Genomic DNA, 21306 nt, shown 5'->3' on the forward strand with positions numbered 1-21306 from the left:
TTTTTTCTACTAATATTTTATTTGTTTTTTATTTCTCAACTCTGTTTGTAAAAAAATCCGCAATTATATTATTTCATATTGGTAATAGACTACATTTGCAACATCAACTTTTACAAAGTTCAATTTCTCACAGATTCTTATCGAACCAATATTCTCAGGATACATGCGTGCTATAATCTTTTCTAGACCTAATACATTAAAGCCATAATTCAGTAACCCTTCACAAATTTCAGTGCCATAGCCTCTATTCCAATATTTATTATCAAGAATATAACCTAATTCAAGAATCTTCTTATTTTCAAAAGAATTGAATAGTCCTGCCTCACCAATAATTTTCCCATCAGCAACAACAGAAAAAATGCCATACCCTTGAGGATAACCATCAGTATTTACTTTCTCATATTTGCCTTTCAGATCTTCAACAGTCCAATCATATTTACCACTAGAGATATACTTCATATTTTCCTCTTTTGAATAAACAGACAATAGAACATTTATATCCGATGGCATTATTTCCCGAATTAAAAGGTTTTTAGTTATAATTGGCTCCATAGTTCTGTCTTTATAATAAAATCCAACGAATCATCATATTTTACAAATATATAGATTTACTTAGCTATTACCGAAATTTAATCTCAAAAAATATTTTTTAAAACCATCCCTCACTCCGTCACCTTTTCCATTCATCCCACTGTAAATCAATATTATAAATTAGTGAGGGTAGCATTTTGAACCATCACCAAACCATCACAAAATGGTACTACCCTCACCCTTTCGAGGACCATTTGCGGTTTTTTAATGAGATTTTTTGCTGTAGCTGCATGTCTTGCTACAAAGCAGAAAATAAAGTATTAAGTTAATGAACGATAAATTTTCATCCAATTACATTGTGCACAATTTAATTTTGTATATATTCGCATTATAAAAATAAAAAGAACGATTATAAAGTCAGTAATAACAAACTAAAAAATAGAAGAATATGAGCACAGTTTATAATTTCACAGTAAAAGACAGAAAAGGAAACGACGTATCTTTGAACGAATATGCAGGTAAAGTTTTGTTAGTAGTAAACACAGCAACAGCATGCGGTTTTACCCCTCAGTACACAGAATTGGAGAAAATCTATGAAGAGTATAAGGATCAGGAATTTGTTGTTCTTGATTTCCCTTGCAATCAGTTTGCCAATCAGGCAGCAGGTACTGATGAAGAAATTCATGAGTTCTGCACTTTGAACTACGATGTGCAATTTCCACAATTTAAGAAACTAGAGGTAAACGGAGATAACGCTAGTGACTTGTTCAAGTTCTTAAAGAGCGAAAAAAGCTTTGCCGGATTTGACATGAATCACCCGATAGCAAAAATCCTTGATGATATGCTTTCAAAGGAAAACCCCAATTATAAGGAGAATGCAGAAATTAAATGGAACTTCACAAAATTCCTTATCAACCGCAATGGTGAAGTGGTGAAACGTTTCGAACCAACTGAAGATATGGCTAAGGTTGAAGCAGAAATTAAGAGCCTGCTGTAATCTAAAAAAAATGAAATAGTTCGCCGTCTTTGCAAGCAGCGAACTATTTCATATAGCAAATTAATCGCACACAATTATATTTTCTGTAATTTTGCGGCAAATATAATGAGATTATGAAAGAGAATTACCCCGAGTTAAAACTAGAGAACCAGATTTGCTTTCGTGTATATCGCCTAAACCGTGCTATTACGAATCATTACCGCCCGTTTCTAAACGAGCTGGATTTAACTTATCCGCAATATTTGGTTATGATGGCCCTGTGGGAAAAAGACGGAATACCGGTAAATTCACTCAGTGAAACACTTAAACTGGATACAGGAACATTGTCTCCACTGCTGAAGCGTCTGGAAGCCACCGGTTATATTCATCGTAAGAGGAGCAAAGAAGACGAACGCACTGTTATTATTAAACTAACGAAAGCTGGCACAGAACTGCAGAAAAAGGCTATTGAGGTTCCTCATGAAATGGCTAATTGTCTGGATTTGTCAGAAGAAGAATATCTAAGTCTGCGCGAAACGCTGGATAAACTGATCCTGAAAGCAGAACAACGATAACGGGACTTTGATAAAAAATTGATAAGTTATTTGAGGAATTTAAAGGAAAGTTAAGTAAGCCTGCAGCCGTGAACCCATCGGCCCGCGACCGTAAACCGATAAGCCCTCGAATGCAGTCCCATAACCCCGCGGCCGCGGGGTTACTTATTTTCATGGAGCAAACAACTTACCAATCAGCAATACATTGTTTATATCCACCTTGTTTCCAGCAAATTAACAGTAAATATATAATTTATTTCCGATTTAATAACGCAAGCTTTGAACAGGTTATATCAATTGATTATTTGTAGTGGAAATCAGGCAGTAGCAGATTGGTGGGAGATCTGGTGGAAGATAAATGAGTATAAATTGGATCTGCTACTAAATTATATATTTAGTTATCAACAACTTAGCACCTATTTAGTAGCAGGTGGCAGATAATTTTCGTTTTTTTTATTTTTCCTGGAGAGTAATTGGCTTCACCAGTTACACAATATAAATAATTTTTAATCTTCCTGTTCGTAATAATAGGAATAGTCAATGCCTTTCATAAAAGTTTCTCTGTCGGCAATCTTATTAGTAAGAGCCGATTGTAGCAGTTGTTTTATGTTTGTTGCATCCATTACGCTGCGTTTCATGGCATCTAAATACTCTTTCTTGTTGATAAGACTCCAATCAACGCATATCTTTAAACTTCGTTTAAGCATTAAGTCGAGCCATATTCTTGTAGTACGACCATTTCCCTCACGAAAAGGATGCGCTATATTCATTTCCACATATTTGTCAATGATGTTTTCCACACTATCTTCGGGCATAGACTCAATATTAGCCAGTGTTTGTGATAAATATTGAACCATTGCAAACTGGAATCCGCCTTTTGCTATATTCACAGTGCGTATTTGTCCGGCAAAGTCATATAGTCCGCCGAACAGATAAGCATGAATTTGTTGAAGACCTTTAACAGTACCTACTTCAATATTATCTATCATGCTGCTTTCAAATAGTGCGTATGCTTTCGATTTACTCCGCCCATCGATTGTTTCATCACTATTGGTGAACCATTGTATGAAGCGCGTAGCCTTAACATTTGGGAAACAACTAGCTAATGCTATAACTCCATCCATATCTAACACATCGGTAAGCCTTCGTTTTCCATCCGGAGCCAACAATTTCAACTGGTTAGTGTCACTAACCACTTCATTTTGTTCTTTCCTTAACTTGGTCTTCAGAAATTTCCAATAGTTACGATTCTTTGAATAATCATCTTGAGCATTCAGTACACCAACTATATCGAGTACTGAAAACCACCATTTTGAATTTTCTTCGTCCCAAATGGCTCTCACTTCGCGATCATCGAAAAATCGAATTGATATCTTTTCTGCCATCGTTTTAAATTATATAGTTGGATGGATATTTTGTGCCACAGAATGCATTATTTTCCCAGCACAAGCATAACCTTCATTATACAAATCTGTGAGTTTCATCACATCTTTTTCAATTCTATCTACAACTATTGGCTTTTCCGGACGGATAACGGTAATCTGCCCTTCATCTTCCATTCGCTCTACCATTTCAAGTTGTTCATTATACACAGCACAACGACGGCTTAAGGCTTCACGGATATTTGGGTACTTGCGATAAATAATAGAAGGTATTTTGTGATCTTTTGCTTCTTTTCTATAACCTCTGTTGCGGGTTAAAACCACTACATTATTCTGATATCCGTCTTCCACTGCACGAAGTAAAGGTATAGAATCCACAATTCCACCATCCAGCATTGGAACACCATCTACATAAACTATGGGGCAGACAAACGGCAAACTGCTTGAGGCTTTGCAAATATCGAGTACGCGCTGTTTGTCTTTCTTTTCTTCAAAGTAATTGGCTTCTCCGGTTTCACAATTGGTTGTGACCATTACAAACCTATCGGGCGAAGAAAAATAGGCATCGTAATCATAAGGAAGGATTCTTTCAGGAAACTCACCGAAAAGAAGATCGTAGTCCATGATATTCCTCTTTTTTAGAAGATGCTTTAAGCCTATATAATGGTATTTATCGAGCAAATCAATGTTACTGTATTTGGCACGTCCACGCTGACGGGAAATATACGATAAGCCATTGCAGGCACCCGCTGAAACTCCTATGGTATAAGGAAAACGGATATTGTGATCCATGAAATAATCCAAAACACCACAGGTAAAAACCCCGCGCATACCGCCACCTTCAAGAACTAATCCGGTATTGTTATCTATTGTCATTTCTAATATACTCTTTTATATAAAGTAAAGACAGAAAGAAAAATTAATCAATTTATTTCGTATTGCTTTTGGGACTCATAACCAATAACGATGGCAAAGCCTCATATTCTTCCTTATTCTCGGCTATTTTTTCACAAACAGTATGACTCAGAATTAATAATCCATCCACACTTCTATAGCTAATCTCAGACAAATCATGAATAGGATGCAAAACAACCTGTTCAGGATAGTTTTCTAAAAGATCGTTCACCTTTTTTGTAAACTTATCATCGCCAACAAACAGATATAATTGAATATCTTTTATTCCATTCATCAGCAACGATTCAAGATAAAACAACATGAAAGAATCAATTGCTCCGCCAAGAACTATTGCAATATCACCATGCTGATAACCTCGATTAACAAAAACCGCAACATCACAATTCACCTGCCCAATAATATCGTCTACTTTATTCCTGAATAAGCCAAGAAGAGGAAGTACCTGAGTTCCGCCTTCCAACATGTAATTACTACCGGCACCCAGTAATAATAAGTCAGGATTCTCCGTTTGAACCAGATGTGTTATATCCTGTATCAGCTTATCTGTAACTTTATAGCGGCAATCAACCTTTATTGAAGCTCTTTGCGCTTCTGTATTTAATAAATCAAAGCTTTCTTCCTCATACTGTTTTGCCTGTATTGGATTCACATCTGTGCCCAATGTATAATGTGCAGCAATCAGTTCTTTTTGTTTCAATCTAGGTCCAAAAAGTAACTCATACACAGAAAGCAAATCCCTACCCGACTCTATTCGACCAAAACAAAGAATAAGCTTCTTTGTCAGACTTATTGGTGGTTTTGTTATTTCAAATATTTTTTCCACTAAAGTAAGAAGGGGCGTAGTCATAAATGTAGTGACTAAAGCCATGATAATGAGGATTACAAAGATAGAAGGAGGAAGTATCCCCATTTCATACCCAATGTTCAGCGCAACCAATTGCATCAATCCGCGGGTATTCATCAAGGTACCTACTATCAAGCTATTTTTCCATGATTCTCCAACCAATCGGGCAGCAATTGTACAACCGCCAAGCTTTCCTGCAATGGCAACAGCTACCAGCAATCCCAGAACGCCAAATAAACTTGGGCTGTTAATTAGTCCTATTTGAGTATGCAACCCAGTGAAAGCAAAGAAAAGAGGAAGAAAGAATACCAGAGAAACATCCTCCACTTTCTCCATCAAGACCTTACGAAAGCCAAAATTTGACGGCATCACTACTCCGGCAATAAAAGCTCCAAACAAAGCATGAATACCGAGAACCTCCGTTAATGTGGATGAAACTATTAATATAATAAAGATAAACCCTACAAAGGTTTTATTAATCACCTCTTTATTTGCATATACATTCCCAACTTTTCTCAGGAATGGGCGAATCACTAAAAACATTACAGCTATGTATACAAAGGTAAGAGCCACAGCATACAGTGCACTTCCCAATGTTCCGGCTTTTGAAATAGCAATAACAACTGCCAGTAAGCACCATGCGGTAACATCATCATTTGCAGCCGAAGCAATAGATAGAATACCAATTGGCGTTTTCGTAAGATTCTTTTCCTGAATAATACGAGCAAGTACTGGAAAAGCTGTTATACTCATGGAAATACCGATAAAAAGAGCAAAAGGCAAAAAAGCTGTTTGTTGTGCGGCATACTCTTCATAAATCCAGTATGAGGAAATCACACCAAGAAAAAAAGGAACCAATATTCCGGCATGACTTATAACGAGCGTTTCGTTTATCTTATTTTTGAGCGTACTAAAATCCAGTTCCATGCCTATTACGAACATAAACAGAATAAGTCCAATCTGACTTACAATCTGAAGATTTCCGAGTGAATCAGGCCGGAAAAGAAATCCAAAAAAATCTGGAAATAAATAGCCGAACAAGGATGGACCAAGTACAATACCTGCAACTATTTCACCTATAACACCTGGCTGACCAATATATTTAAACAGATAAGAAAAAAGACGAACAGTAAACAATATCACAATTATCTGCAACAATAAAATTGTAAACGGACTATTTACTTTTTCGATCAATATATTTTTAAACATCTGAAAACTATCTGATGAGCCTCCTTGTGGAATATGCACCACGGAAAAATGATCAAAACGACCTCCTTCCTCCAACGCCACATAAATCAGACCAGAGAATAGAACCAGCATTATAAAATATATCAGATAGTCTTTCTTTACTTTACTCATAAGTGTCTTTAATTTATCTGAAATTATTAACAAATATAATATTTTTTAATTCTCCATTACTTATCTTTGCCTAAAATATAAATAAATATAAGTAGATTTTATGAAAAAGATTATTAGTATTGTTCTTTTTTCCGCCCTCTGCTTTAGTATTTCGGCGAAAGAAAAAGCGAAAAAAGAGGAAGGATTTGTTTTCACTACAGTAAAAGAAAACCCTATAACATCTATCAAGAACCAGAACCGTTCAAGTACATGTTGGAGCTTCTCAGGTGCAGCATTCCTTGAATCGGAATTACTTCGCAAAGGCAAAGGTACTTATGACCTTTCTGAAATGTATATTGTACACCATACAATGGAAGACCGTGCCGAAAAATATGTTCGTCTTCACAGTGAGGGTTCATTCGGACCTGGAGGTAGTTTTTATGATGTAATGTACTGTCTGAAGAACTATGGGCTGGAACCACAGGAAGCCATGACCGGATTGCATTATGGCGATTCTCTTCCTGTTCACAACGAGTTGGATGCTGTAATGAAAGGATATCTTGATGCTATAGCAAAAAGTACCTTAAAGAAACTTACTCCGGTATGGAAAAGAGGTTTTGATGCTGTGGTTAGCAACTACCTTGGCGCACGTCCTGAATATTTCAATTATAACGGAAAGAAATACGATGCAAAAGCATTTGCCAGAGAACTGGAATTGAATGCTGACGACTATGTTTCAATTACTTCATATACTCATCACAAATTCTATACTCAGTTTGCTATTGAGATTCAGGATAACTGGCGTAATGGTGAATCATATAACTTGCCTTTAGATGAATTTATGGCTGTTATTGATAATGCTGTAAACAACGGATACACTGTAGCATGGGGAAGCGACGTTAGTGAAACAGGATTTACCCGCAACGGTATTGCTGTAGTTCCTGAAGAAATTAAGACTGCAGATTTAAGTGGATCGGACATGGCTCGCTGGACTGGCTTAACTAAAGAAGAAAAGAACAAGGAACTGACTGCTAAACCAAGACCTGAGAAAGAGATTACTCAAAAAATGCGTCAGGAAGCTTTCGATAATTGGGAAACAACAGACGATCACGGCATGCTTATCTACGGTATTGCAAAAGATCAGAACGGTAAAGATTACTATATGGTAAAGAACTCATGGGGAACTGACAACAAGTACAAAGGTACCTGGTATGCTTCTAAAGCATTTGTTAAGTATAAAACCATAAATATCCTTGTTCACAAAAATGCTCTTCCTAAAGAGATTGCTGACAAGCTTGGAATTAAGTTGTAATATTCGCGATTGAAGATATATTCTTCTATTAAGAAATAAAAAAAGGTTCGGGTAGTTTTCTATACTATCCGAACCTTTTTGTTTCAGAATCTACCTAGCAGCAACCTGGTATATCTTACGGGAATCTTCCCTTGTGAGGTTTCTTAAAGAGGCCTATAAACAGCTAATCCGGCAGCATATGTTACATTATAAAACGTCTTATGCCATTCATCCTTGCTTTAGTTATTATTCAGCAAAGCATTAATTTTTTCTTTCAGCAACAAAGCATTAATAGGCTTGGCCACGAAATCGTTAAAGCCACCTTCACTAATCTTGCTTCTATCTTCTTCCGAAGCATAAGCTGTTACAGCTATAACAGGAATCTCCTTTGAATGCATTCTTATCTTTTGAACTAGTTCATATCCATCCATAACAGGCATTTTTATATCTGTTAGAATCAGATCGGGCTGATGATTATTGTATAACTTTACAGCCTCTTCACCATTCCAGGCATGAATAAGTTCATAATCTTTGCCAAGAATAGCTTCCATTAATTTATAGTTACTATTGTCGTCTTCGGCAACTAACAAAGTTACTTTTTCTGCATTACTTTTCAACACAGATTTCTTATCAGAATCATCGAAATATTCTTCCTCATCTGTATCAACCGGCTTATAAGGAATAGTAAACCAAAAAGTAGAGCCTATACCCTCTTCCGAGTCAACACCAATTTCACCACCTAGTTTGTATACAATGGAAGCACAAATAGACAATCCCAATCCTGTGCCTTGAGCAAATGTATTCAACTTAACAAAACGATCAAAAACAGAACTCTGTTTATTCTTAGGAATACCACATCCAGTATCTGTTACATAAAAACGTAGTTTCTCTTCCGATAAAGTATATCCAAATGTAATGCTGCCCTGCTCCGTAAACTTGATGGAATTAGATATAAAGTTTGAAATAACCTGTGACAATCGATTTCTCTCTGTATGAATAACACATTTAGGTAACTTATCCTTGAATACTATTTTTACAGCATTCTGATCGACTTTCATGGCAGAAGATTGTTCTATTTCATCAAATAAGGTATTTATATCGACATTAGAATATACAAATTCCAATGTTCCGGCCTCTATTTTAGAAAGATCGAGAATGTCATTAATTAATTGCAGCAATAAATTATTATTGCTTTCAATAATACCAGCAAACTGATTTTCCATTTCGCCGCTATTAATATCTGCCAGAATTCTAGAGAAGCCTACTATAGCATTCAATGGAGTGCGTATCTCATGGCTCATGTTTGCCAGGAAAGCAGATTTAAGACGATTTGATTCCTCTGCTTTCTCTTTTGCCTCAAACAAAGCTTGTTCTGTTTGCTTTCTCTTGGTAATATTGATACCCGATCCAGTAACAAAAAGAATTGAGCCATCTTTATCACGCTCTGTAACCATACCTTGCAATTCATACCATTCGTAACCATTACCATAGAAATTAACCCTGAGATCAAGATCAACTCTATCAGATTTACCTTCAAGAAAGTTACTGAAAGTTATAAATGCTCGCTCAACATCATCAGGGTGAGTAAGTGAAAGTACATCCTCCAAAGGTTTTGTCAGACTCTTCATTTCCGGCAGATAATCCTCATTCTTCTGATAATCATAATCAAAAGTTATTGTTCCGCCTCTTACATCCCATATCCAGGAAATAATTTCTCCAGCATCCATAACCATTGCCAACTGGTTATTTGCTGTCTGAAACTTCCGTTGAATCGTTTTCAGTTCTGTAACATCCCAGCCACTAAACAGCATGTAAGCAGGATCTTTATCTGTTTTTATAAGAGCCTTAGATATATTAATCGAATGTAACTTATTATCAGAAAAAAGGAATTCCTCTTCATAGCTGATAGAATGTCCCTCCTTCATTAGTCTTTTATCAATTTCCTGATGTTTTCTATATATTTCGGGAGAGAACAATTCCTTATTAGTTTTTCCAATTGCCTCTTTGGGTTTGATCAGTGTAATATCCTCCATCCTCTTATTCCAATAGATAAACTTATTGTCAGTAAAATCTCTCACACATATTGCTACCGGAATGTTATCAAGAATGTTTGTGAAAAACAATTTCATTTTTTCATTTGTATTCTTTTCTTTTTTCAAAAACCATATCTTCGATAAAAGAATAGAAAAACAAATCAGCAGAATACTTACTAGAGATATTATAAGAATTATATTTTCTTCGAAGAAGCTGGCAGGTTTATGCAAATATACAGCATCGGAAGGATAGTATTTTTTGTCGAGTCCTGTTTGAATTAGATTTCGATAATTCAGATGAGCGCGTGGAAATGGAGCTAGCTGAAAAGGAATTTCGTTTGCTTTCTTACCATTAAGAACCATATTCAAAATTTCACCGGATTTGTTTCCATAGTCTTCGCTGGTTGAATAATATCCTCCTGCAAAATCTCCTAAATCATCTCCAAAATCAGTCAAACCAAACATTGGTAAATCGGTAAAGCTGCTAATCATCTTCTCCGTCCTGTTATTTGAAGAAATGCCAGTATTACCATCTTCGTACCACCCATGATAAAGCAGACCGGTATTTTTATCCATTTCAGACAAAGAATTTAGCAACTTATTTGTAGAAAGATCTTTCTGGCACAACGAAATTTCCTTTAAATCGGGGAAATATTTCTTTCGTATATATTTAAATAGAAATCTGTTATAAGTACTTGTATACCTTTTATCGGAGATAAATGCTATCTTCGTCATTTTAGGCATTAACTTCTTCATCAATTGTATTGTCTGCTTTATGTGGACAGGGTGAAAAACACCTGTTACATTAAAACCTTTTGCAGCTTCCTTGTAGGGAATAAGCATTTTAGAATCAATCTCTTTTCCGGAAATAAGATTTTCGAGAGAAGTAGTATATCTTTTGGCCGATGTTAGTACAATTGGTATTTCTTTCCAAGATTCAGGTAGTGTATTACGATAAACAATCCATCCTGCTTCTCCAATAACAACAACAGCTTTAGGTTTTATTTTATAATCTCTATATAAACTATCTGCCCTATGAGACACATCCTTCATGGAAGAAAATCTGCAATTATCAAGATATTCAATACCGACAGATATATTTTTCTTATTATCAATCGACTTAATTATTTTATCCTGAATTTTCTCTGCCCATAAATTCCCTTCGTTATACGAATTGATAATTAATACATAATCTTTAATCGGTGCAGGTAGAGCTTCAATTCTTGTTAAGAAAAAGAGGAAAAAAAGAAGAAAAGAGTAAAAAAATCTATATTGTGTCATCGTATCGGTTTTATGTATTAATTATCTACAAAAGATATTTAATTTGTGTTTTTGCGAGCAAATTGGTCTTTTATAGAATGCAAACATAAAAAAAACGATGAAACCATTCCTATTTCATTAGCACTATTTTTCCGTATAATATCAAAATAACACCATTAAAATATAATATCGTACTATTTATATTGATGTTTCATATTCTGCTTCCGATTTCATCTTTAAGATAGGGCAAATTTTATGCTAATTAAAAATAATTTATAGTTCATTTCATTTATTCACAAATACAAGCCTTTTTCATTTGCTCATAAGAGCTATTTTTGTGCATTTTTAAAGAATAAAGTTTTGTAGAATCAACTGTTTGAGTAATTTTGCAGGCTGATTATACAGCAAGTTATCATCCTGTTTGTTAGCTTACTTATATGTGTATAAAATACTAATACTAAAATTAATAACATGAGTTTAAAGATTATTGTATTGGCAAAACAAGTTCCCGACACACGTAACGTTGGGAAAGATGCCATGAAAGCCGACGGAACTATTAATCGTGCGGCACTTCCGGCCATCTTCAATCCTGAGGACTTAAATGCCCTTGAGCAAGCGCTCCGTTTGAAAGATGCACATCCCGGTTCTACCGTAACAATCCTGACAATGGGTCCAGGACGCGCCGCTGATATTATTCGTGAAGGCCTGTATCGCGGAGCTGACAATGGTTATTTGTTGACCGACAGAGCATTTGCCGGAGCAGACACGTTGGCTACTTCTTATGCACTTGCTACTGCAATACGTAAGATAAAGGATTTTGATGTAATTATCGGTGGTCGTCAGGCTATTGACGGTGATACCGCTCAGGTTGGTCCACAGGTTGCTGAAAAGCTGGGATTAACTCAGATTACTTACGCTGAAGAAATTGAAAAAATTGAGAATGGTCGCATTACTGTTAAACGCCACATTGATGGTGGTATTGAAACAGTAGAAGGTCCGCTTCCTATTGTAATAACAGTAAATGGTTCAGCAGCTCCTTGTCGCCCACGTAACGCCAAGCTTGTGCAAAAGTACAAACATGCTAAAACTGTTACAGAAAAACAACAGGGAAATCTTGATTATACCGATCTGTATGACACAAGAGATTATCTGAACCTTCCAGAATGGAGTGTTACTGACGTTAACGGAGATACTGCACAATGCGGTCTTTCTGGTTCTCCTACTAAGGTTAAAGCAATTCAAAATATTGTTTTCCAGGCCAAAGAGAGCAAAACTCTTTCTGCTTCTGACAGAGAAGTTGAAGATCTTATTGTTGAACTATTGGCAAATCACACAATTGGTTAATCACTAAAGAAAGTACTAAAAATGAACAATTTATTTGTATATTGCGAAATAGAAGACGGCATCATTGCTGACGTAAGCCTTGAGTTGCTTACTAAAGGCCGCTCTTTAGCTAACCAGTTAAAATGCCAATTGGAGGCAATTGTTGCCGGTTACAAATTAGACGATATTGAAAAGCAAGTATTACCTTATGGAGTAGATAAATTGCACGTATTCGACGCTGAAGGCCTCTATCCTTATACTTCTCTTCCTCATACATCAATTCTTGTTAATCTATTCAAAGAAGAAAAACCTCAGATCTGCCTGATGGGAGCAACTGTTATTGGTCGCGACCTTGGTCCTCGTGTATCTTCTGCTTTAACCAGCGGACTAACAGCCGACTGTACTGCTCTTGAGATTGGTGATCACGAAGAAAAGAAAGAAAATAAAGTATATAAAGATCTTCTTTATCAAATCCGTCCTGCTTTTGGTGGTAACATTGTTGCTACAATTGTTAACCCTGAACACCGCCCACAGATGGCAACCGTTCGTGAAGGTGTAATGAAGAAACAAATCCTTTCTAATGATTATAAAGGAAAGGTTATTCGTCACGAAGTTGGTAAATATGTAGCAGATGCCGACTATGTAGTGAAGGTTATTGAACGCCACATAGAAAAATCAAAAACAAATATTAAAGGAGCTCCTATCGTTGTAGCCGGAGGTTACGGTGTTGGCTCTAAAGATAACTTTAAGTTACTTTTCGATCTTGCCAAAGTACTGAACGGAGAAGTTGGTGCTTCTCGTGCAGCTGTTGATGCAGGATTTGCAGAACATGATCGTCAGATTGGTCAGACCGGTGTAACCGTTCGCCCTAAACTGTATATCGCTTGCGGTATTTCAGGTCAGATTCAGCATATCGCAGGTATGCAGGAAAGCTCTATGATTATCTCTATTAATAATGATCCGGATGCACCAATCAACACAATAGCAGACTATGTTATCAACGGAACAGTAGAAGAAGTTGTGCCGAAGATGATTAAGTACTATAAACAAAATTCGAAGTAGTAAAATGGCAAACTTATATTTAGATACACCAGAACTAAAGCATTATCTCAATCATCCATTGATGAAGAGAATTGTTGAACTCAAAGAGCGCAACTATGCTGACAAAGATAAATTTGATTATGCTCCTGTAGATTTCGAGGACGCAATGGACAGCTACGATAAAGTACTGGAAATTGTAGGCGAAATATGCTCGGAAGTAATTGCTCCAAATGCAGAAGATGTAGACCATGAAGGTCCTCAGGTTATCAATAACCGCGTAAAATATGCAAATGGTACAGCCATTAACCTTCAGGCTTTAACAGATGCCGGTTTAATGGGTGTTGCTATGCCTCGCCGTTTCGGTGGACTTAACTTCTCTACTGTACCTTACATGATGGCAGCAGACATGGTTTCTGCTTGCGATGCAGGTTTCGAAAACCTTTGGGGATTGCAGGATTGTGCAGAGACTCTTTATGAGTTTGGTAATGAAGACCAGAAGAAGCGTTATATTCCTCGCGTTTGCGCTGGTGAAACAATGTCTATGGACCTTACCGAACCAGATGCTGGTTCCGACCTTCAGGCTGTAATGCTAAGAGCTTCTTTCTGCGAAAAAGATAATTGCTGGTACTTGAACGGTGTAAAACGTTTCATTACTAACGGTGATGCAGATATTCACCTTGTACTTGCTCGTTCTGAAGAAGGAACACATGATGGCCGTGGTCTTTCCATGTTCATCTACGACAAGAAAAACGGTGGCGTAAATGTTCGTCGTATTGAAAACAAGATGGGTATCAAAGGATCTCCTACTTGCGAATTGGTATTCAAAAATGCTAAAGCAGAACTTTGCGGTGATCGCAAACTTGGTTTGATTAAATACGTTATGGCTTTGATGAACGGTGCTCGTTTGGGTATTGCTGCTCAGTCAGTAGGTATTTCTCAGGCAGCATACAATGAAGCTTTGGCGTATGCTAAAGATCGTAAACAGTTTGGCAAGGCTATTATTGAATTCCCTGCTGTATATGAGATTATCTCATTGATTAAAGCTAAACTTGATGCTTCTCGTACACTTCTATATGAAACAGCTCGTTTTGTAGACGTATACAAATGCTTGGACGATATTTCAAAAGAACGCAAACTTACTGCAGAAGAAAGAACAGAACAAAAGACTTTCTCTAAATATGCCGATTGCTTTACTCCACTGGTTAAAGGTATGGGTAGTGAATTTGCAAATCAGAATGCTTACGACTGTATTCAGATTCACGGTGGTTCTGGTTTCATGAAAGATTATGCTTGCGAACGTATCTATCGCGATGCACGTATCACAAGTATTTACGAAGGAACTACTCAGCTTCAGGTTGTAGCTGCTATCCGTTACGTAACGAATGGTACTTACCTTGCTCGTCTGAAAGATTACGAAACAATGCCTCTTGCTCCTGGATTCGAAGGTTTACGTAACCGTTTAAAGGCTATGACTGAGAAATATGCTGCTGCAGTTGAAAAGATTGTATCTACAAAAGACCAGGAATTGCTAGACTTCATGGCTCGCAGATTAGTTGAAATGGCTGCTTATAATGTTATGGCTTATCTTTTAGTGCAGGATGCTTCTAAATGTGATTCATTTACCGAATCGGCACATGTATTTGTAAGATACGCCGAAGGTGAAATTGACAAACATGCTCAGTTTATCAACAAATTTGATACAGAAGAATTAGCTTATTACAGAAAGTAATCTGATAATTCATAAATAATATTGGAAGAAGGCGTCTCAAAAGGATGCCTTCTTTGTTTTGTGATAAGACTCTGGTTATACTTTATAATAAGTCCTAGATACGTTTATATTTCCTTGTACAAAAGATTGCATTCTTCTGTACAAAAGAATTAATTGTTCTGTACAGAAGAATTAATTGTTTTGTACAACGTTACACAATTATTATTGCAAAGAAATAAAATACTCCAAAGGAAAGAATAAACTTCATCACACATTTATGGAAAAGCAGGATGATATTAGCATCATAACGAAGACAACAGTTATACGGTCACACATTGATTGACGTGAATATATAAAAAATGAATCTAAACACCATTATTGGCATCTAGATTCATTAAAAAAATAATTCAAAATATTATTAGATATTTTGTAGTGCATTGATAAAACCAGTTACATCTTCTTCTGTTGTATCAAATGATGTAACCAGACGAATTTCATTGTTTGCCTCATTCCAAAAATAGAAGAAATAAGATTCCAGCAATTTATCGATCATCTTGCGAGGCATAGTGAGGAACAAAGCATTTGTTTCCGGCTTTTGAGTAAACTTAATTTCGGGAAACTTATTTAGTCCTTCATAAAGCATCTTAGCCATATTATTGGCATGAGTGGCATTCTTTAACCAAAGATCATCGGTAAGATATGCAGTAAACTGGCAAGACAGATAACGCATTTTGGATGCCAACTGAGCTGATTGCTTACGGTAAAACTTAGCATTCTTAATTAAAGCCGGATTGAATACCACAACGCACTCACCAATCATCAATCCATTTTTTGTTCCGCCAAAGCTAAGTACATCAATACCACAATCTACAGTCAAAGCTTTCAGAGAAACATTCAGTGCTGCAGCAGCATTGGCAATACGAGCTCCGTCCATGTGGACAAACATGCCGTTTTTATGAGCAAGTGCAGTAATGGCTTTCAGTTCTTCAACGGTATATATGGTGCCAAGTTCTGTACATTGGGAAATATAAATAGCTCCCGGTTGTGAATGATGCTGATCTCCAAATCCGTGAAGATGTGGTTGAATAAGTTCAGGAGTAAGTTTTCCGTCAGGCGTTTCAATCGGACGAATCTGACAACCGGCTGCTTTTACCGGTGATCCACATTCATCTACATAAATATGCGCAGTTTCAGCACAAAGAATAGAATGAAACGGACGAGTAAGCAGTTGCAAAGCAACAATATTACTTCCTGTTCCGTTAAAAACGAATAAAGGTTCACATTCGGGTGTAAACGTATCTTGTATTTTAATAGTAGCCTCGGCGGTCCATTGGTCATCGCCATAGCCAAAAGCATGGTCAGTATTGGCTTTAGAAAGGGCTTCCATTACTAAAGGATGAACCCCTGAATTGTTGTCAGATGCAAAACTTCTCATATAATTTTCTATTTTAATGCAAATAAACTGTTTTTTATTGAAAAATTGCTAGCTTCAGTTGTTAAATCTAACTATTTCAATAACTTTGCCTGAAACATAAATGGCTGAATATTATGAAGACAGATATTCGCAATATCCGGAGAGAGTACTCAAGAGGCGGACTGACCCGAAAGAATATGTCTGAAAATCCTTTTATACAGTTTCAACAATGGTTGGAAGAGGCTATCAATGCTGAGGTTAACGAGCCTACTGCTGTAATTGTAGGTACGGTTTCCGAAGATGGAAGACCTTCTACTCGTTGTGTTTTACTGAAAGAACTCCGGGATGGAGAATTTATTTTCTACACCAATTATGAAAGCCGGAAGGGTAAACAACTTGCTAACAGCCCTTACATATCGCTTACGTTTCTTTGGCATGAACTGGAAAGACAGGTACATGTGGAGGGAATAGCTACTAAAGTTTCGCCTGAGGTTTCGGATGAGTATTTTAAAACCCGACCTTACAAAAGCAGAATCGGAGCACGAATATCTCCTCAAAGTCAGCCTATATCCGGAAGAATGGAGATTATGCAGGCTTTTCTTCGCGAAAGCATCCGTTTTGCCGGACACGAAGTAAAAAGGCCTGAAAACTGGGGCGGATATGCCGTTACTCCAAATCGTATTGAATTCTGGCAAGGACGGGAAAGCCGCTTGCACGACCGCTTCCTATACACTTTACAAAGTGATCAAAGCTGGAAAATAGAAAGACTTGCTCCTTAAATATTGAAAATCGAGTTATCCCTTGACTATGCAAAGGTTTTGCATTTTCAGGCAACAATATTTAATTGCTACAAAATAGATTTTATCAAGCTTAAAGTATTATTTTTCCAGACATAGTCCTACGCTGTTCTTCTCCGAAACCAAACAGAGCAAAATCATACTTACAGGGATCTTCCGGACAAAGTTTGGAAAGATGATTCGTAATAATCAGGGCAGTTGAAAGTCGTTCCGTTTTTGGAAGGTCATCCCATACCAGTCTTGATATACGTGCCACGTGCACATCAAGAGGAATAATAAGCTGTGCCGGTGATATGTTTTTCCACACCCCCATATCTACAATTCCATCATTCCTTACCAACCAACGAAGCATAAGGTTACTACGTTTACACGGACTTTTTGTTTGCGGTGAAGATATGTGACGAGTATTCATCAACCCGGAAAGCTTATCAAGTCCAGATAATATGCCATCTGTAAGGAATAAGCTCTCCAACGTTTCGTTTTCAAGATAATAGTGGTAAAGTCCCCGACAAATATTCCACATATCTCGCTCAAAAAAAGTGCGATGAATATTCTTTCCCGAATCTTTCAGAACTTCCCATTCCCGATTCATAATGTAATTGTACGGACTATCTCCCATCATTTGATGCATTCGTTCTGCATCACGAAGTATTAAATTACGCTTGCCCCAAGTTATTACTGAAGTAAGTAATGCCGATATTTCAATATCTTTCAGGTTAGTGAATCTACGAGGAAACTGAATAGGGTCTGTTTCTATAAATGCAGGAATATTATAAGTTACAGTTAGTTCATCCAATACACCTTTAAGAGGCACGTGTCTTTTTTTAAATTCCATTCAATTAGCATATTAATCAATACAATGCGCAAAATTAATACTTTTAAAATAGCAGGAAGCCATACTCTATATTAAATATAAATAACAGCCTCTGTATTGATTATCAATAATAATAGAAACAGTCAGGCATCTCACTGTTTATATCTATTTATAAAAGAGCTATTTACAAATTACTCCTTAATATATTTATGAATATAAATACTATTTACTTCAAAAATAATACATATATTTGCGATAATGATATGAAAAAATATATATAAATGAATTATAAGTTTCTCTTTTACACTGTTATTGCAAGCGTGCTAATGAGTTGTTGCTCAACTTCCAAAAATATCAGTATAAAAAAGGAGCAATCATTAATAACGAATAATGTGCAATTATCGAATAATTTCAGGTCTTTCTGGAATGAATTAAAAAAAGAAGCCGACGAGCAACCTTTAGATCAATTTATTCCATCCGATACATTAATTGCGCGATATTCGCTGATAAAACAAAATAAGCAATTTTATCTTTCTGGGTTTCTTTATACGGATAGTACCTTTAATGAAGAAAATATTAAAGCTATAGGAGGAAATGTTGTGATATACACTGAAAAAATCAAAACTTTCTCAGTTCCAGTCAAGAGTATTCCTTTACTTATTCAGATTAAGGGAATTACCTATATTGAGATTGGCAAAAAGGCGAAGATAAAATAAACAACGCGACAATTTAAAATAAAACACAATACTTAAAAAGACAAATATGAAACGTATAACTCTGTTGTATTGCTTCTTTACGATTTTATTCCTTGCATCGGCACAAGCTCAAGTAGCATCAGGGAAATTATCTCCTCACACTAAGACTTTTTTGTTAAAGATGAATCAAAAGGATATATCTACAACACAAAGAAAAGCGATATTAACAAAAAGTGCAGTAATTGAGACTGGTGTACAAGAGTATATTAGTGCATTTATCTATCTGAAAGAAAATGCAGAGACTGAATCGCTGGAGCAGCAAGGAGTAAAAATCAATAGCCACACAGGAGATATAGTTACAGCTATGATTCCAATTAGTTCAATTGAAAATGTAGCAGCTCTTCCAGAAGTTAAATATGTGCAGATAGGAACTCCTGTTAATAAGAAGATGGATAGAGCACGTGTTACATCAGGTGTGGATAAAGTACAGGCCGGTACATTACCATTATCTGCCCCATTCTTTGGAAAAGGTGTGGTAATTGGAATTATTGATACAGGATTTGAGTATGGTCATCCTAATTTTTATAATAAAGAGCACACAGAATATCGTGTAAAAAGAGTCTGGGAGCAAAATACAACATCTGGGACACCACCTACAGGCTTTAATTATGGGAAAGAATATATTTCTCAAGATTCCATACTGAAGAAAGCTTATGATCTCACCAATGAATCTCACGGAACGCATGTTTCAGGTATTGCAGCCGGAGCCGATCACTCTAATGACAACATTTACTATGGTGTTGCCGGAGAAGCTGATATTGTATTAGTTTCCTATATTGGATATGACACAGATGTTATAGACGGCATCAAATATATATACGACTATGCGTCTTCAGTTGGCAAACCATGTATTATTAATATTAGTATGGGTAGCTATAGCGGTCCGCACGACGGAACATCTCTCTTTGATACCACAACCGATCAAATGCAGGGAAAAGGGCGATTAATTGTTGGTGCTGCTGGCAATGAAGGCAATAAATATATACATATATCCAAGACCTTTAGTCAAACAGATACAATCTGTAAAACATTTCTCAAATCCAATAATATTGCCGCCGATATCTGGGGAGAAGCAGGAAAAGATTACAAGGTACAGGTTTGTGTGTATGACACGATAAATAATAATAATGTTTATATTAGTCCAGAATACAAAGCATCTGATAATGTAGATATTACGACTAGATTAAAGAACAATACCACTGTTAAAAATGGTGCATCAGGTTATCTCTATATTACCTCAGAGATTAATGCGTTAAATAAAAAACCTCATTTTGCGATTAATACTACTCTATCTTCAGTCGTTGCCGGTAATTGTATAGGAATCATTATTAAATCGACAGAAGGAACAGTCCACGCATGGAGTGATGAATCTTATCATTTTACCAGCAATGATAAACCTGGGTGGACCGATGGCGATAATAATTTCTCTATTGGTGAGGTTGGAGGAACAGGCAAACAAATAATAAGTGTAGGTGCTTACGTGAGCAAGAATATGTTTACCAATCTGAATAATGAAACTTATGGTATAAGTCAATACTTAAATACACTTGCCACCTTTTCAAGCACCGGCCCTACGCTTGACGGACGAATGAAACCAGACATCACTGCTCCGGGAAGTGTTCTAGCTTCATCTATATCCAGCTATGACACAAAACAGGATACATACAAAGTTAAGCAAACTACTCTTGATAATAAAACTTACTATTATGGAATAATGGGTGGAACATCAATGTCTACTCCTTATGTAACAGGCGTTCTTGCTACATGGTTACAGGCCAATCCAAACCTTACACCCGATGAAGTTAAAAGCATTTTTCAGAAAACAGCGATCAACGATTCATATACAGGAGATATACTTCCCAACGGAAACAGTACCTGGGGATATGGCAAGATTGACGCCTATAACGGACTTTTGGAAGTTATTAAGCAATATACTTCCATAGAAGATATGCCAATATTGCCACAATCAATTTTTATGTATTCAGGAAACAATCTACAATTCAATTTCTTGTTTACGCAAGAAGATACAAACGTAAAAATCAATGTCTTCAATGTAAATGGTCAGCAAGTTCTTGGTAAGAATTTCAATGAAATAGCCTGCAAGCAAGAAGAAACTATTGATTTAAACGGTCTGCCCAAAGGACTTTATATTATCAAGATTACGGGTAATAAACTGAATCAGGTATTTAAAGCAAGTACAAAATAATTGCTGTATTCGCCTCTTAATAATAGCGGATAGGAAGTTTTAATCAATACAAAAATTATAATATGTAGGCAGCTCTAAAGAGTTGCCTATTTTTTTCTTCCACCTATAACATAAATATTAGGGT

Annotated in this window: 16 protein-coding genes; 9 read left to right on the plus strand and 7 right to left on the minus strand. The window is 36.3% G+C overall.

The genetic code is table 11. The annotated features are described in order from the left end of the window. Positions 1-63: 63 nt before the first annotated feature. Positions 64-552 (minus strand): GNAT family N-acetyltransferase, encoded by a 489-nt coding sequence (locus tag BUC21_RS13505; protein WP_073403303.1) that lies wholly within the window; start codon positions 550-552, stop codon positions 64-66. Positions 553-979: 427 nt separating this feature from the next. Between BUC21_RS13505 and BUC21_RS13510 the strand changes: the two genes are divergently transcribed. After that, positions 980-1528: a glutathione peroxidase gene (locus BUC21_RS13510; RefSeq protein ID WP_073403305.1), complete on the plus strand. Its 549-nt coding sequence runs from the start codon at positions 980-982 to the stop codon at positions 1526-1528. A gap of 113 nt (positions 1529-1641) precedes the next feature. After that, entirely contained in the window at positions 1642-2082 is a 441-nt protein-coding gene (locus tag BUC21_RS13515) for a MarR family winged helix-turn-helix transcriptional regulator (RefSeq protein WP_073403307.1), read from the plus strand. Positions 2083-2567: 485 nt separating this feature from the next. On the opposite strand, the gene fic is transcribed toward BUC21_RS13515, so the two are convergent. From fic to BUC21_RS13530, 3 genes are read right to left on the minus strand one after another with little or no spacing between them, the layout of a single operon-like run. Beyond that, positions 2568-3446 (minus strand): protein adenylyltransferase Fic, encoded by an 879-nt coding sequence (gene fic / locus BUC21_RS13520; protein ID WP_073403309.1) that lies wholly within the window; start codon positions 3444-3446, stop codon positions 2568-2570. A gap of 9 nt (positions 3447-3455) precedes the next feature. Continuing rightward, complete coding sequence (locus BUC21_RS13525; RefSeq protein WP_073403311.1) at positions 3456-4319, minus strand: patatin-like phospholipase family protein; 864 nt, start codon at positions 4317-4319, stop codon at positions 3456-3458. Between the two features lie 52 nt (positions 4320-4371). Next, on the minus strand, positions 4372-6561 hold the full coding sequence (locus BUC21_RS13530) for a cation:proton antiporter (protein WP_073403313.1): 2190 nt from the start codon (positions 6559-6561) through the stop codon (positions 4372-4374). Between the two features lie 100 nt (positions 6562-6661). Between BUC21_RS13530 and BUC21_RS13535 the strand changes: the two genes are divergently transcribed. Continuing rightward, positions 6662-7852, plus strand: a complete 1191-nt coding sequence (locus tag BUC21_RS13535; protein WP_073403315.1) for a C1 family peptidase — start codon at positions 6662-6664, stop codon at positions 7850-7852. A 218-nt stretch (positions 7853-8070) separates the two neighbouring features. On the opposite strand, the gene BUC21_RS13540 is transcribed toward BUC21_RS13535, so the two are convergent. After that, a complete protein-coding gene (locus BUC21_RS13540) occupies positions 8071-11145 on the minus strand; it encodes a response regulator (RefSeq protein WP_073403317.1) in 3075 nt (1024 codons plus the stop codon). A gap of 450 nt (positions 11146-11595) precedes the next feature. On the opposite strand from BUC21_RS13540, the gene BUC21_RS13545 reads away from it, so the two are divergent. The 3 genes from BUC21_RS13545 to BUC21_RS13555 are packed head-to-tail and all read left to right on the plus strand — an operon-like array spanning position 11596 to position 15217. Beyond that, positions 11596-12468: an electron transfer flavoprotein subunit beta/FixA family protein gene (locus BUC21_RS13545; RefSeq protein ID WP_073403319.1), complete on the plus strand. Its 873-nt coding sequence runs from the start codon at positions 11596-11598 to the stop codon at positions 12466-12468. A 21-nt stretch (positions 12469-12489) separates the two neighbouring features. Next, on the plus strand, positions 12490-13509 hold the full coding sequence (locus tag BUC21_RS13550) for an electron transfer flavoprotein subunit alpha/FixB family protein (protein WP_073403321.1): 1020 nt from the start codon (positions 12490-12492) through the stop codon (positions 13507-13509). A gap of 4 nt (positions 13510-13513) precedes the next feature. After that, positions 13514-15217, plus strand: coding sequence for an acyl-CoA dehydrogenase family protein (locus BUC21_RS13555; RefSeq protein WP_073403323.1), 1704 nt, complete (start codon positions 13514-13516; stop codon positions 15215-15217). A gap of 397 nt (positions 15218-15614) precedes the next feature. Here the strand turns inward: BUC21_RS13555 and BUC21_RS13560 are convergent, their stop codons facing one another. Continuing rightward, positions 15615-16631 carry a threonine aldolase family protein gene (locus BUC21_RS13560; RefSeq protein ID WP_073403325.1) on the minus strand — a complete coding sequence of 339 codons (1017 nt, stop codon included), beginning with the start codon at positions 16629-16631 and terminating at the stop codon, positions 15615-15617. A gap of 113 nt (positions 16632-16744) precedes the next feature. Here BUC21_RS13560 and pdxH point away from each other — a divergent pair, with 113 nt between their 5' ends. Next, a complete protein-coding gene (gene pdxH, locus BUC21_RS13565; protein WP_073403327.1) occupies positions 16745-17389 on the plus strand; it encodes a pyridoxamine 5'-phosphate oxidase in 645 nt (214 codons plus the stop codon). A 91-nt stretch (positions 17390-17480) separates the two neighbouring features. Here pdxH and BUC21_RS13570 read toward each other — a convergent pair whose 3' ends face one another. Beyond that, the gene (locus tag BUC21_RS13570) at positions 17481-18242 is read right to left on the minus strand and encodes a TIGR02757 family protein (protein ID WP_073403329.1); all 762 of its coding nucleotides are present in this window, start codon (positions 18240-18242) and stop codon (positions 17481-17483) included. A 260-nt stretch (positions 18243-18502) separates the two neighbouring features. Here BUC21_RS13570 and BUC21_RS13575 point away from each other — a divergent pair, with 260 nt between their 5' ends. Together BUC21_RS13575 and BUC21_RS13580 are read left to right on the plus strand one after the other, a co-directional pair. Further along, the gene (locus BUC21_RS13575) at positions 18503-18937 is read left to right on the plus strand and encodes a hypothetical protein (protein WP_073403331.1); all 435 of its coding nucleotides are present in this window, start codon (positions 18503-18505) and stop codon (positions 18935-18937) included. Between the two features lie 46 nt (positions 18938-18983). Then, a complete protein-coding gene (locus BUC21_RS13580; protein WP_073403333.1) occupies positions 18984-21182 on the plus strand; it encodes a S8 family serine peptidase in 2199 nt (732 codons plus the stop codon). Positions 21183-21306 lie beyond the last annotated feature (124 nt).

Source organism: Bacteroides luti (genome assembly GCF_900128905.1).
Classification (GTDB): Bacteria; Bacteroidota; Bacteroidia; order Bacteroidales; family Bacteroidaceae; genus Bacteroides; species Bacteroides luti.